The sequence below is a fragment of the Neisseria sp. P0019.S003 genome (genome assembly GCF_051957115.1).
GTDB lineage: Bacteria > Pseudomonadota > Gammaproteobacteria > Burkholderiales > Neisseriaceae > Neisseria > Neisseria flavescens_D.
Window position 1 is genome coordinate 367,378 of the sequence record NZ_JBQCWT010000002.1, and the last position, 13,904, is coordinate 381,281.

Below are 13,904 nucleotides of genomic sequence, written 5' to 3' on the forward strand. Positions count from 1 at the left end.
CTAAGCGAATTATTGTGAATCACGCTCTGAATAATTGAATAAATTTCTATTCAAATATAAAAGCAGGCCTACCAATACGGCTAAGTACACTGCAACCCAATACGCATCTGTATAACCAATAGCCTTTGCCAGCTGCAGGGCGGCGAAACCGGCCGCGTAACTGCCGAGCAGGACGACGGAAAATTGCAGGCTGCTGTCGAGTGCGGCGGTTGCGCGGTCGGATTTGTCCATCACCAAGGCCAGTATCACCGGCAGTAGCAGCGTGTAGCTCAGGCTCAGGGCGATGATTTGCGCGGGCGGCAGCCAAGGGTGGACGCGAGCGAGCGCGTCGATGGCGGTCATGGACGCCAAAAGCGGCAGTTGCAGCGCGTAGAGCAGGAACACAAGTTTGCGGCGCGGATAATTGCGCGAAAACCAGCCCGACAGCGGCGTCACAATCAGGCAGGTAACAGGAATACCCACCGCCAAAATCCCGCCCGTCTGTTTCGGGGTGAAGCCCAAATCTGCCAGTTTGGGCACAAAAGTTGCCGCCATAAACGCATACGGTGCGGCAACGGCAAACAGCAAAACCAGCCACCGCCAGCCCGTTTCAGGTTGCTGCCAAAAAGAAACCAGCCGTGCTGCCAACGCCATCCAACTGCCTTGCGCAGTCGGACTTTCCGGCTCGCGGTAGTACAAGAGTTGTAGCAGCATCAGCAGGCTGAACGCCAGCATCAAGCCGGCCGCCGCCGTCTGTCCGTATTCCTGATACAGCCACAACACCAGTGCGCCTCCGATCATCTTGCCGCCGCGCGCCGCCATCGTCTGAATCACGCCGCCGAAACCGCGTTCGCGGTGCGGCAGGACGATGCACGACAAACCCAGCATCGCGCAGCCGTACACCGCCGACATCGCCGAGAGCAGTACGCAGCAGGTCAAAAGCAGCGCGAAGTTCTGCGTTATGTCGGTACAGGCCATCAGCCCGAACACTGCCGAAAGCCCCAGCGTCGCCGCCAGCAGCCAGCCGCGAAACCGTCCGAACCGCCCCGCCGGCCGCCGCTCCATCAGTGCGGCAAACAATACCTTCGCTGCTTCGATACTGCCGATTAAATGAATCCAGCTCAGTTGATTCAGGCTGTAACCGTGATTTTTCAAAATAGCGACCAGCGCGACCAGATAAAAACCGGTCAGCGTGAATTTGTAGGTGCTGCCGCCGATAAGCAGCAGCCAGTCGCGTGAGTTTGGGGAAGTCTGATTGTCGGACATCACATGATTCTTTTGAAGATGAGGCAAATAAAGGGACAAGGCCGTCTGAACATATTGGGTGGCAATACTTGATTTGTATTTAAATAGGTTTAGTATCTTTTCAGACGGCCTTCAACGCTTCTTCTGCGCGAAGCAGGGCGGTTGTTTCATCTGCTTCGACGATGTAGTTCACGCCCAGCGCGTGGCCGAGTTTGGACGATTGTTCGCGGAAGAATGCCAGTTGCGCCGCGTCGGGTTCGATAAGGAGCATGGCGGCGCAGCGTTCGGACAGTTGTGGCCGATGTGCCTTTATCCATTCGATGTAAGTTTTGCGGTCGGCAATGCGCTGTTCATCGCTCACCTGCCGCCGCATCGGGGTGCAGACGGTGGCGAAGCGGGGGTTTTGGTTTAACAGGGTTTCGAATTCGGCTAGCCAGTCGGAAAAGTCGGCGACGTGGGTTAGGTCGGTCAGGTAGATGGTGCCTTCGGGCAGGGTTTTGGCAGGGGTGAAGTAGTGCATGGGATTCCTTTGGGTGTTTTGGAGGAATAAACGGTAGGTCGGGCATAAATGTCCGACCTACGATTATTTCAGACGGCCTCTATCATTTCAGCTTCATTTAAAACTTCCATTCCGCGCTCACGCCCACGCTTCTGGGGCGTTGGTAGAGCGCGTCTTGGCGGTCGGCGCTGGAAATGAATATGGGTTGGCGGCGGTTGAACACGTTGTCGGCGTAGAGCGAGACGCGGCCTTGTTTGAAGTTGTAGGCGGTGTAAAGGTTGACTTGGTTGTATGCGCTGATTTTGCCCGATTCGGCATTGTCGGCGGCGGAGTAGTAGCCGCCGTAGAAGCGCACGTCGCCGCCGGCTTCCCAGCCTTTGTCGTTCAGGTATTTCACGCCGATGTTGGCGGTGTATTTGGGCGCGCGGCCGAGTTTGTTGCCTTCGATGCCGCTGTCGGGATAGCTTTTGATTTTGGTGTTGAGCAGCCCCAGTCCGGTGGTGAGTTTCAGGCTGTCAGTCGCCTGCCAGTCGGCGGCGAGTTCCGCGCCGTAGGTGTGGACTTTTTTGGCGTTGCGGATGACGACGGAGTTGGTGCCGAGATAGAAGGGAAGCTGCATGTCGCGGTAGTGGTTCAGGAACAGGTTGCCGGAGAGTTGCAGGCGGCGGTCTGCGCTGCGCCAGCGGGTGTACCACTCGTAGTTGTTCACATATTCGGGTTCATAAGTGTAGGTTACGACAGGACGGCCGAAGGTGATGCCCGCGCCGCCGGGGTTGTAGCCGCGCGCGGCTTTGATGCCGCTGACCCATTGGTCGGTGGGTTTGAAGACGATGTCGATTTTGGGCAGGAACACGGTCTGGCCTTTGTCTAAATCAAGGTGCAGCGCGCCGCTGCCGCCGCTTCGTTTGTGCGTTTCTTTTTCAAGGCGTGCGGCGGCTGTGATGTCCCATTTTTCGCTGGGGCTGTATGTGGTTTCGGCAAACAGGGCGCGCACGCTGTTGCGGTCGTCAAAGGTGTTGCGGCCGCCGACGCTGCGGATATCTACCCATTCGTCTTGTTTGCTGCGGAAGTAGTGCAGTCCGGCAAGGCCTTTCAGACGGCCTTTGTTGGAAAAATGCAATACCGGCTCCCATTGTAGTTCGCGGCCTTTGAGTTCGGCGGGTACGCCTTGCGGGCTGACGGTCATCGGCAGGTGCAGCCGCTCGTTGTGGTAGCGGCCATAAACCAGTTTGTTTTCCAGTTTTAGATAGTCGTTAAGCTGCCACGATACGTCCCAGATGCCCGATGTCGAGCCGGTTACGAACACGGGCTTTTCTTTTAAAAAACGGCGGCTGGAGGTGTTGCCCATGATTTCGTTTTGCGGCGCGCGCGAACGGATGTGGTTCAGCGTCAGGCGGCTGTAAAAATCGGGATGGTTTTCGGGCGTGAGCAGGAGTTTGAAGCGCACGTTGTTGTTTTCCACGCGGCGCGGGTTGCCGGTCGGCTCATAGGACACGAACGGCTCGTAGCTTTCGCGCTGCTGCCGCTCCGCGCTCAAGCGGAAGGCAAGGTTGTTTTTCACAATCGGACCAGACACTACGCCGGCGATGTTGCGCGTTTTCTGGTTGCCCAAACCCAAGCGCAGCGCGCCTTCCCATTCGTCGGTCGGGTCTTTGGAACGCATCACCACTGCGCCCGCCACCGCGTTCTGCCCGCGCACATGGCTTTGCGGCCCGCGCAAGACTTCCACCTGCTGCATGTCCCACAGCGACTGCGTGCCGAAGGCGAATTCGTTGTAAGTGGCGGAGCGGCCGTCTATGGACAGGTTCAGGCGCGGCCGCGTGCCCGCGAAAAACGCCACTGCGCCGACAGCGGGGCCGGAGCCGTCCACGCCGCGCACGGTCGGCAAATCGTTGCCGCTGCCCAAGTCCACCGTATTCACGGTTTGTTTCAGCAGGTCGGTTGCGGAAAGGTTGTGGCCGCTGCGGTCGATGTTCGGCGTGGAGAAAACGCGGTTGGACGTGGCGGTTTCAAAGCTGCTGCGATTGGTGCGTTCGCCGGTGACGACGACTTCTTCCAACTGCACCTGTTCCGCATCTTGCGCCGCATCGGCGGCATAAATCCATTCGGAGGCAAAGGCGGCGGCAATCAATAGAGGCAGGCGGCGGAGAGTGTGTTTCTGCATTTCTTTATCCTTTCAGACGGCATAGGTCGGGGCGGATTGAACATCAGGCAATCCAATTGTTCCTTCATTATGCAAATATTTGTGTTTACATATTTACATAAAACAAACTATTAATGTAAAGTATAAGAAATAAGAAACAGGAATGCAAGTGTTTATCATTCACTTTGTTTCCCCTCTTATCGTGAATTATCCAAAAAAATCCCTCTCCTATTTTTGGGAGAAGGTTGGAGGAGGCAGATTCTGTAATCTTCATGAATTTGGCCTGCCAAGCATCCGATAGCCCTCATTCGTAGGGCGGAGCGGAGGGATAAGGAAAGAGGTCGTCTGAAAGCCGCCATATTGCCATTGCTGCCGTGGGGAAATATGATGAGTATCCGACTTGCGGATAACTTTAGTGAAAACCCTTTATGAACAAAATCAAAACCTTCCTACCGTCATGACTGCCAGCAAACAACAAACTATCGCCGACACCGCCCGCCGCTCATTCCGCGAACATGGCTTTTCCGCCGTATCCGTAGGCAGCATCTGCGCTGAGGCCGCCGTCAGCCGCGTTACTTTTTACAAATATTACAGCGGTAAAAACGCACTCTTGCAGGCAATCGTTACCGAGCAGAAAAACCGCGTCCGTACCGAATTTGAAAATCTGCTTGCACGGCAATGCAGCCTGCGCGAAGCCGCCGAGGCTGTGTTTGCCCTGCAAAAACAATCGTTTGAAGAACTCTATTCCGCCGCTTTCCTGCGCGACATCGAAGAGAACACCGATTTGGAGCTGGAGCGGTTTTTCCACGAATTGAACGAAGAAAAATACGCTTTTATGCGCGGATTCTTCCATACTCTGCAGCAACGCCGCCTGATTCAGCCTGGTTTGCCGGTGGAACTCATCGACCTGTTCATCCGTCAGGCGGATATATTGATGCGCCATCCTCAACTGACCGCGCTTTATGCCGCCGCGCCGCAAAAGCTGCCGCAAGACGTATTAGGATTGCTGCTGCACGGTTTGTCAGGGAAAGAATAGATAAAAAAGAATAGAAGAAATTTCAAATATGAATATTCAGACGGCCTTTCAGTAAATAGCTACCGAAAGGCCGTCTGAACGTCTAAACGCGGTTACATACCGCAGGTTTTGGGTTTGTTTGCCAGAATATTGATGACTTTGCGTTCGGTTTTTTGCGGTTCGATTTTGATTTCGCTTTCGTCTTCTTCGCTGCCATCGGAGAAACGTTCCGGCATTTTTTCGCTATCAAACGCCAAGTCACCGCCGTGTTTCAGGCTTTGACCGCGCTCCAAGCCAACAAAGTCGAAAAGTTCGGTGTCGGCTAAATGCGATGGAACGACGTTTTGCAGTGCGGAGAACATGGATTCAATACGGCCAGGGAAGCGTTTGTCCCAGTCGCGCAACATATCGCCGATGACTTGGCGTTGCAGGTTGGGCTGAGAGCCGCAGAGGTTGCATGGGATAATTGGGAATTGCTTCAGCTCGGCGTATTTAATCAAGTCCTTCTCTTTGACATACGCGAGAGGACGGATGACGATGTGTTCGCCGTTGTCGCTTACCAGTTTGGGCGGCATGGCTTTGAGTTTGCCGCCGTAAAACATATTCAGGAACATGGTGGCGAGGATGTCGTCGCGGTGGTGTCCCAAGGCGATTTTGGTGCAGCCCAATTCTTTTGCAGTACGGTAGAGGATGCCGCGGCGCAGGCGGCTGCACAGCGAACAAGTCGTTTTGCCTTCTTCCAATACGCGCTTGACGGTGGAATAAGTGTCTTCTTCAACGATTTTGTAGGGAACGCCGATGCTTTCGAGATAGGTCGGCAATACTTCTTCAGGGAAGCCCGGCTGTTTTTGGTCGAGATTGACGGCGACCAGTTCAAAATCAATCGGCGCGCTGGCTTGAAGCTGGCGCAGAATGTCTAAAAGGGCGTAGCTGTCTTTGCCGCCTGAGAGGCAGACCATGATTTTGTCGCCCGGTTCGATCATGTTGAAATCGTTAATGGCATCGCCGACGGCATGGCGCAGGCGTTTGCTGAGTTTGTTGTTTTCTAATTCTTGCTTGGTTTTTTTGGACATGGCTGTTTGTGCTTTGAAATAATAGAAAAATTTAAGGGCGGTATTGTACCGCAAAAGAATAAAGGCCGTCTGAAAAACTGCGCTTGCTTGGTTGAAGCGGCGTTTTCAGACGGCCTGATATTTGTGCCTTATTTGATTTGAAGGGCGGTAATTTTGATTTCAACCTTCCAGTCGGGCGAAGCCAGTTTCGCCTCTACGCAGGCGCGAGCCGGAGCGCGTTCAGGGGCTGTCCATGCGTCCCAGGCTTCGTTCATGGCGGCGTAGTCGTTCATATCGGGCAGATAGATGGTGGCTTCTAAAATATGGGCTTTGTCGGATTGGCATTGTGCGAGCCATGAATCGATTTGCGCCAAAACGTTTTCAGTTTGCGCTTTGGCATCGGCTTCAGGATTTTCGGGAACCATGCCGGAGAGGAAAATCAAGCCGTTGGCTACGACGGCTTCCGAATAGCGTTTGCTTGTACCAAGATAGCGGATGTCCATGTTGTCTCCTGATTTCAAAAAGAAGGTATGGTAACATTGCGACTGTTTACGTTCCACATTTAAGAGGGGCCGTCTGAAAAGGATGGCGGAAAACAACCCATGAGTAAAGCAGAATATCCGGTTACGCAGGCAGTACGCTTTTTACGCAGTAAGAAAATCGATTTTGTCCCTTATGTTTATGCGTATGAAGAACACGGCGGTACGGCGCGTTTTGCCGAATGTACGGGCAAGCCCGAACATCAAGTCATCAAAACGATCGTCTTACAGGATGAACATAAGAAAGGCTTGGTTGTTTTAATGCACGGCGACAAACATATTTCCACCCGCAATCTGGCGCGTGAACTGGGCTTGAAACACATCGAGCCGGCAACAGCGGATCAGGCGGCGAAATGGACAGGATATTTGGTTGGCGGTACGTCGCCATTCGGTATGAAAACCGCGTTGCCGGTTTATGTGGAAGAAAGCATTTGGGCTTTGGACGAGATTTTTATCAATGGCGGCAAACGTGGGTTTATCGTGGGCGTGAAACCTGAAAACCTGCGGACGCTCAACCCGCAAGATGTTCATGTTGCAGTCGATTCATAAAGGATAGGAATACAGATGGAACAATTAAATTTATACGAAATCTTGGGTGTATCTCAGGATGCGGATATCAACGTTATCCGCGAAGCTTACGGCAAATTGGTGGCCAATCCGGACATTCAGAAAGATGCGGAGCGGTTTAAAGCCATCGGACAGGCGTTTGAAGTATTGTCTCATCCGGAAAAACGTCTGGCTTATGATGCGGCTATGCAGTACGAGCGTCAGGAAGTCAAAGACCACAGCTTCAATGATACGGCGACAAATGTGGTCAACACGCCCAGCTCTGACGTAAAAAACTATGTTTTTATTGCTTATGTTACATATGCTGTGGGCTTATTGATTTTGTTTACCCCCGTTGTCGGTGTGATTATGGCGTATGTTAAACGCGATGAGGCTCAAGGCAGTATTTACGCCAGTCATATCGATTATTTGATTAAGACATTTTGGGTGTCTTTAGTGGGTACGGTTTTGGGAACTTTTACTACACTGATCTTAATTGGTTGGCTGATTTTGTTGGTAACTGCCATTTGGTTTATTTACCGTGTAGTCATCGGACTGATTAAACTGAATGAAGATAAGCCCGTCTCCACTCAAGGATGGTTTTAAAGCATGGCATATTTATTGGCAAGTATCGTTTGCAGCGTGTTGGTTTCCGTATTGCTGAAAGTGGCGCGCAAGCAAAAAATCAATATTGAGCAGGCGGTAGCAGTAAACTATATCGTTGCCGTCACTTTGACCATGCTGGTGTTAAAGCCAGATTTAAGCAATCCGCAGGTATTTTTACCGACTTGGTGGCTTTTTGCGGCCTTGGGCATATTGCTGCCAACCGTGTTTGTCATTATGGGCAAATCCGTAGATGCAGCAGGTATCGTCAAATCGGACGCGGCACAACGCTTATCGCTGTTTCTGCCGATTGTCGCTTCATTCACGCTTTTCCATGAGCAGTTGACCGAAGGCCGTCTAATCGGTTTGGTATTGGCATTTACGGCACTGTTTTTCTTGCTTTGGAAAAGCGATGGCGGCAAGAAATCCGGCGGCCTCAGTACGCAAGTGATGCTGCTTTTGGGCGTTTGGTGTGGCTACGGCATCATTGATATTCTGTTCAAACAAGTAGCGAAAAGCGGTACCGCGTTTGCTGGTAATTTGCTGGTGGCATTTTGTTTGGCCGGTATCTTGATGTTTGGCTACCTGTTTGCCAAAGGAAGCAAATGGACCAAAGAGGGTATAGTGGGCGGTATGATTTTGGGCTGCCTGAATTTTTTGAATATTGTTACCTACATTTCGGCACACCAAATCATGAAGGATAATCCGACCTTAGTGTTTGCGGGTATGAACATCGGCGTGATTGTTTTGGGTACGCTGATTGGTGCGGCAATGTTTAAAGAAAAAATCAGTAGCATTAATGCAGCCGGTATCAGTATTGCTATTTGCTCGATAGCCTGTCTGTTTTATTGGCCGCAGATTCGTAGCTTGGTAGGTTAAAAATACTTATGCCGTCTGAAAATTTTCAGACGGCCTTATTTTTATTATAAAATAGCCATTCATGCGCCGATTTGGCCGTATGGGAATTATTTTGCGCTTACGGGCGTTTCTATGTTAAACAATAAGTTGAACTCACACAATAATATCGATAGTTACATCATGAAACATATTAAAAAACACATTCAATGCGTCGTTTTCGGCATGCTGGTATTATCCGGCTGTCAATCGTATCAGGAAGATCAAAGCCGCCGCAGCAAAATGGCTCAATTCGCGCTTAACCATCCTGTAGCCGCCCAAGTTATCGGCATGGAAGACGAAGGCTTAATCAATATGACCAGTAATGCCACACGCTTTGCCGAGCGTACAGGTTTGGACGACAAAGCAAACGGCGACAGCAGGGGAACACAGGTCAATGCCGTACGCCAAGCATTATGGCAGGCAGCGATTGCTTCTAAATTCGACAGCATTATTGCCGAAAAAGCAGGTAATGCGCGCCTGACGGATATGGAGTTGCGAGAAGGTAAAGACGACTACTTCAGCCGTTATCTTGCCGACCAGGCAGTCGATCAACGTAACAACCGTATCGGCCGCAGTATCGGCAGTGCCAAACCCGATAGCGATATGAAGACTCTGGCGGCAAGCATTTTGTTCTACTACAACAAAGTAGGCTTATGGACGGCTTCCGAAGTGAACAACCGTTGGCGCATCAAACAGGAAAAACTTTCAGACGGCCAGTATGCCGAGGCATTGAAAAATATCGCCAAATTGGATCAAAACGGTATGACCGAACAGGAACGTAATAGTTATAAAACCGGTACGCTCAGCGAAATCAAACGTTCGGTCAAAGCCATACGTCAAGTCGAAGACTGATTTTAAGACTTCATTATTGAAAGGCAATTGTTATGAATTTCCCTCCGCGTTATGTCTCAAACACCCGTATGCGCCGTATGCGTAAAGACGATTTTTCACGTCGTCTGATGCGCGAGCATACTTTGACGGCAGATGATTTGATCTATCCGGTTTTTGTATTGGAAGGCCAGAACCAGGAAGAGGCAGTCCCATCCATGCCGGGTGTCAAACGCCAAAGTTTGGACAAATTGTTGTTTACCGCTGAAGAAGCACTGAAGCTTGGCATTCCTATGCTGGCTTTGTTTCCCGTGGTAACGCAAAACAAAACCGAGTTTGCGGAGGAAGCTTATAACCCTGAAGGCTTGGTACCGACAGTGGTACGAACCCTGCGCGAGAAATTCCCAGAGCTGGGTATCATGACCGACGTTGCCTTGGATCCTTATACCATTCACGGCCAAGACGGTTTAACCGATGAAAATGGCTATGTCCTCAACGATGAAACCATTGACGTTTTGGTAAAACAGGCTTTGTGTCATGCCGATGCAGGCGCACAAGTCATTGCCCCATCAGATATGATGGACGGACGTATCCTTGCCATCCGCGAAGCTTTGGAAGATGCCGGACATATCCATACGCGCATCATGGCGTATTCGGCAAAATATGCTTCAGCGTTCTACGGCCCGTTCCGCGACGCCGTCGGTAGCTCCGGCAATTTGGGTAAAGCAGACAAGAAAACCTACCAAATGGATCCTGCAAACACTAACGAAGCCTTGCACGAAGTAGCATTGGATATTCAAGAGGGTGCAGATATGGTAATGGTAAAACCGGGTCTTCCGTATCTGGATGTCGTCCGCCGAGTCAAAGACGAGTTCGGCGTACCGACTTATGCTTACCAAGTTTCCGGCGAATATGCCATGCTTCAGGCAGCCATTCAAAACGGTTGGCTGGATGGCGAAAAAACCATTTTGGAAAGCCTGTTGGCATTCAAACGCGCCGGAGCTGATGGCATTTTGACTTACTATGCGATTGAAGCGGCAAAATTGTTGAAGAAGTAAAATAAAGAAATAAATTAAAAAGCGGCAAACAGTGTTTATCCTGTTTAGCCGCTTTTTTGTATTACTTAAGATTGGCTCAATCATTATATTTCAGACGGCCTTGATACGGAAAAATGTATAGTTATTAATAGATTAATTGAAATCTAAGTTACTGAATTTCAAATTATGCAATTTTGAAATTTATGGTTTGTTTTTAATAATATCGTCTGATACTTAAGGCTTCCAATACGTTTTCAAGCAACGGCATGGTAACGAACGACAGTATTAATGAAGATACGATGCTTATCAGAATAATCTTATTTAAAAATTGAGCATATTGAGTTTTTGTAAAAGCCAAAGCCACAGCAATAATGAAATACAGTAATGTCATGAAAGGTGGGAACGCCAAGTAGTAAAAAGCAGCACCGCATATCACGCCGGATAGGACGATTTTGCTTAATTTGGACAGTTTCTCAAACTCAAGAGGAACGATAACTATTGAAAGCACAAATGGTTTAAAAAATAGATAATTCATTTGTGTAAATAGTGGATTAAATGCCCAATATTCTTTTATGCGGACGTATTTCAAAAAAATAAAGGTCTGTAGGAATATGGATAGTAATACACCATAGAAAATAACTTGTTTTTCAAGCTGCTTCTTAGAGTAGAATCCAGCAAGCCTGATAAAGGCAATGACAGCTGCAACTAAGCATAGACCCATTAGGAGGAAAAGGATAAATCCCATTTTTTTCTCAATTCATTATAAATATCGGTGGATTGAATTTTTAGTTTTCTTTAGAGCCTGACTAAGGTTTATTTTTTGAAAATCTAAAAAAATCTTGTATAGTAATTTTGACCAAATAAAGGTCGTCTGAAAAATAGCCTACTGATTTTTCAGACTAAGTAGCCTAGAAGGTGATCCGAATGTCCAATTATCGAATATTCAAGGAGGAAAAGGGGAAATAAAGGGGAGATTTGGAACAAAAACAGCTGAAATCCTGTATTTGGATCTCAGCTGTTGGGTAGAGTTTTTGCCTAGGCATAGACTTATTGATCCAATCGGATTGACTTACCTTTTATTCTGGTGCAAATACCTCCATCCTCTCCACATCGCATCAGTTTACCATTGTCAATAGCTTTATTAATTTCCTCAACCCATTCTATACGTTTTATCTGGGTATTAGCCAGTTGAATAGAATAAACTATTGTACCTAAACATAATAGAGCAGTTAGGCAAAATAGAGTGATTGATGCTATTACCAAATATTTTAAATTTTTAGCTGATTGCTGCTGCTGTTTTTCAATTTCACGAGAATTTTCGAGCAACCATCTTCCACTTGTCTCCATCCTTTCGGTAAATTTATCTACTGACTGATTTAAACCACGATGTACTTCTTCTGCGGCTGTTTGCTTAATAGTATCTGCTGAGCGGTTCAAATCGGTAGTTGCTGTATTCAATTCTTGGAATGCTTGTGAAATTAATAGTTCAGCATTTTTTGCCCGCTTTTCCGTTTGCCCAGCTAAAGCAATAATATTATCAGTCAGATAATCAATTTTTTGGTCCAGATCCATATGCTTTCCTTAGCTTCGGGATATACCTGAAGCCCTTGATTGCTCTTCAGCCAATCTCATACTTTCCTGCTCCTGAAACATTTTTTCCGTATTTTGTTGTAAACCTCGATTAATGTTGGAAGCAAGTAGACTGTCTAGCGAATGTTGCATTGTTTTGTCGTCTGCTAATAATGCTGCAAAACCGTATTCACGGAATTCTTTAGAGGAAGCATTTGAAGCTAAAGGTTTGCTAAGATCAAGTTTATTTGCATCAGCATAAATAGTTTTATCGCTATGAGGATGTTTACCCTTATCTTGCATAAGATGCATTGACCGACTATCGAATATAGATTTTGGAGTAGGCGCACTATTAATAAGCTCCTTAATCTTTTCCTGATCTCTATCAAATTTTTCTGTCATGTTACGCATGATTTTCATTTTTTCGAAAAGATTGGCATTCGCAAAACTGGCTGCAGCAAATAAAGTTTTTGCGGTAGCTACATCACCTCGATAGTCTGAAATCATAAATTTATTTGCTTCCGCTAGTTGGCGAGCACGAGTGTAATTATGTTCAGAAAGGATCGAATCTTTACCCACAAAATGATCAGATGAGTGAGTTTTAAATGCTCTTGCTGCTGCAGTCACTGCATGGTAAGCAGACGTATTGCTTTTATTGTTATAGCCAGATTTTTTTAATGGGGCAAGGTCGTCTTGTTCGGCTAGAATGACAACTTTGCCGTAATGCGGATTAGCAGAAGAGACGGCATCTGCGGCTTTAACGTAATTGATCACATCACCGTTACCCTGTCGTACACCATGCATACGGACAGCGCCATACGCATTAAAGGTCACTCCTTCATGGCCAAAGCGGTATGTTTGAATTTGAACGTGTGCCCCACCGAGTGAGTGTCCGGTATGGGTAACAGAAGGTTTGGGTAAATATGGGTTTTTACTATGAAATTCTTCTGCTTTTGAAATAGCCATGCGTGTTAGTTTTTCTGCATCGGCTGATTGATTATTCATACTTCGGGTAACCATTTTTAAGTCTGTATACCCATCACTCAAATCCTTAAGACTGATCGTGGTTCCCCGATGGGCAGCGATAAAGTCATTGGTACGGACATCTTGATATACAGCACCATAATATCCAGTTTTCGGATTATTCCATACAGCAGCCACTTTATATTCATTACCTCCGATTCTAATAGTTTCATTTCCTTTGGTAACGGAGCGTGTGATATAAGCATCTACAGCCAAATCGGCATGTTGTTGTCTAGTAATTTTACTCATGGTTGAATTTCCTCTAGAGAGACAGTAATACTGAACATTTCTTTATGTTTTTCTGCATCATACAGTTCAGGTGACACTATGCCATAATGAACAGAATCAGTATAAAGAGTACCATCTTCTTTTTTTGAAAAGGGATATGTCCATTTCCAGTAATATTGCGTTAGTGTTTTTTTGCTCAGTAGCTTTTCCAATATATCGCTAAAATTGAATCTAGTTTCTTCCGGTTTTCCCGTTGCTGATAGTGAAAAACCAAATCCTTCAGGGTTCCAGTGACAAACTCCGTTGCCAAAGTAATCTTCATTTAAAACAGCATCTGCATATACAATGGATTCATATTCAAACTCATTGATTTGATGGATATCAAACTGCACATTTTTTTCAGGATGGGCGGGAGCTCCTTCAATTTTATTGATGATGTATGTGCAATCTTCAGCTTTATAGCCAACGCCCATCTTTCCCATAAGTTTTAAGGAGCCTGGCGCATCATTGATTTTAATCTTGAGGCGGTATGCTTGTTTAGGCTGAGGATTTAAATGAAATTTGGCTTCTGTCTCTTGTTGAATACTCATACTGTTCTCCGAATTACTACAAGCACTTATGCTGGAAATTGAAAGCAAGGCTGCAGTCAATAATACGGTCATCGGTTTCATTAGGTTGTCCTATTAGAATAGAGGGATAGT

The 13,904-nt window shown here is 47.7% G+C and carries 15 protein-coding genes; 6 read left to right on the top strand and 9 right to left on the bottom strand.

Annotated features, from left to right (window positions below; translation table 11 throughout):
• Positions 1 to 9: 9 nt before the first annotated feature.
• The 3 genes from ACTHTS_RS04915 to ACTHTS_RS04925 form a co-directional block, all read right to left on the bottom strand.
• Positions 10 to 1,245: an MFS transporter gene (locus ACTHTS_RS04915; RefSeq protein ID WP_440369374.1), complete on the bottom strand. Its 1,236-nt coding sequence runs from the start codon at positions 1,243 to 1,245 to the stop codon at positions 10 to 12.
• Positions 1,246 to 1,345: 100 nt separating this feature from the next.
• A complete protein-coding gene (locus ACTHTS_RS04920) occupies positions 1,346 to 1,744 on the bottom strand; it encodes an extensin (RefSeq protein ID WP_308538335.1) in 399 nt (132 codons plus the stop codon).
• Between the two features lie 97 nt (positions 1,745 to 1,841).
• Positions 1,842 to 3,887 (bottom strand): TonB-dependent receptor, encoded by a 2,046-nt coding sequence (locus ACTHTS_RS04925; RefSeq protein ID WP_440369375.1) that lies wholly within the window; start codon positions 3,885 to 3,887, stop codon positions 1,842 to 1,844.
• A 394-nt stretch (positions 3,888 to 4,281) separates the two neighbouring features.
• On the opposite strand from ACTHTS_RS04925, the gene ACTHTS_RS04930 reads away from it, so the two are divergent.
• Positions 4,282 to 4,902: a TetR/AcrR family transcriptional regulator gene (locus tag ACTHTS_RS04930; RefSeq protein ID WP_440369376.1), complete on the top strand. Its 621-nt coding sequence runs from the start codon at positions 4,282 to 4,284 to the stop codon at positions 4,900 to 4,902.
• A gap of 92 nt (positions 4,903 to 4,994) precedes the next feature.
• On the opposite strand, the gene ttcA is transcribed toward ACTHTS_RS04930, so the two are convergent.
• Complete coding sequence (gene ttcA / locus ACTHTS_RS04935; RefSeq protein ID WP_003683461.1) at positions 4,995 to 5,954, bottom strand: tRNA 2-thiocytidine(32) synthetase TtcA; 960 nt, start codon at positions 5,952 to 5,954, stop codon at positions 4,995 to 4,997.
• 128 nt (positions 5,955 to 6,082) lie between these two features.
• A complete protein-coding gene (locus tag ACTHTS_RS04940) occupies positions 6,083 to 6,436 on the bottom strand; it encodes a RidA family protein (RefSeq protein ID WP_440369377.1) in 354 nt (117 codons plus the stop codon).
• A gap of 99 nt (positions 6,437 to 6,535) precedes the next feature.
• Between ACTHTS_RS04940 and ybaK the strand changes: the two genes are divergently transcribed.
• From ybaK to hemB, 5 genes are all read left to right on the top strand, one after another.
• Positions 6,536 to 7,021: a Cys-tRNA(Pro) deacylase gene (ybaK, locus tag ACTHTS_RS04945; protein ID WP_440369378.1), complete on the top strand. Its 486-nt coding sequence runs from the start codon at positions 6,536 to 6,538 to the stop codon at positions 7,019 to 7,021.
• 15 nt (positions 7,022 to 7,036) lie between these two features.
• Positions 7,037 to 7,624: a DnaJ domain-containing protein gene (locus tag ACTHTS_RS04950; protein ID WP_440369379.1), complete on the top strand. Its 588-nt coding sequence runs from the start codon at positions 7,037 to 7,039 to the stop codon at positions 7,622 to 7,624.
• Positions 7,625 to 7,627: 3 nt separating this feature from the next.
• A complete protein-coding gene (locus ACTHTS_RS04955) occupies positions 7,628 to 8,500 on the top strand; it encodes an EamA/RhaT family transporter (protein WP_440369380.1) in 873 nt (290 codons plus the stop codon).
• A gap of 159 nt (positions 8,501 to 8,659) precedes the next feature.
• A complete protein-coding gene (locus tag ACTHTS_RS04960) occupies positions 8,660 to 9,370 on the top strand; it encodes a DUF6973 domain-containing protein (RefSeq protein WP_440369381.1) in 711 nt (236 codons plus the stop codon).
• 32 nt (positions 9,371 to 9,402) lie between these two features.
• Positions 9,403 to 10,404: a porphobilinogen synthase gene (gene hemB / locus ACTHTS_RS04965; RefSeq protein WP_254342226.1), complete on the top strand. Its 1,002-nt coding sequence runs from the start codon at positions 9,403 to 9,405 to the stop codon at positions 10,402 to 10,404.
• 193 nt (positions 10,405 to 10,597) lie between these two features.
• Here hemB and ACTHTS_RS04970 read toward each other — a convergent pair whose 3' ends face one another.
• The 4 genes from ACTHTS_RS04970 to ACTHTS_RS04985 all read right to left on the bottom strand — a co-directional run bounded on the left by ACTHTS_RS04970 (position 10,598) and on the right by ACTHTS_RS04985 (position 13,874).
• Positions 10,598 to 11,128, bottom strand: coding sequence for a hypothetical protein (locus tag ACTHTS_RS04970; RefSeq protein ID WP_440369382.1), 531 nt, complete (start codon positions 11,126 to 11,128; stop codon positions 10,598 to 10,600).
• Positions 11,129 to 11,430: 302 nt separating this feature from the next.
• The gene (locus ACTHTS_RS04975; protein ID WP_107723196.1) at positions 11,431 to 11,955 is read right to left on the bottom strand and encodes a hypothetical protein; all 525 of its coding nucleotides are present in this window, start codon (positions 11,953 to 11,955) and stop codon (positions 11,431 to 11,433) included.
• 9 nt (positions 11,956 to 11,964) lie between these two features.
• The gene (locus ACTHTS_RS04980; protein WP_440369383.1) at positions 11,965 to 13,224 is read right to left on the bottom strand and encodes a lipase; all 1,260 of its coding nucleotides are present in this window, start codon (positions 13,222 to 13,224) and stop codon (positions 11,965 to 11,967) included.
• Positions 13,221 to 13,874, bottom strand: a complete 654-nt coding sequence (locus ACTHTS_RS04985) for a hypothetical protein (RefSeq protein ID WP_440369384.1) — start codon at positions 13,872 to 13,874, stop codon at positions 13,221 to 13,223. Before ACTHTS_RS04985 ends, ACTHTS_RS04980 begins: the two co-directional genes overlap by 4 nt.
• Positions 13,875 to 13,904 lie beyond the last annotated feature (30 nt).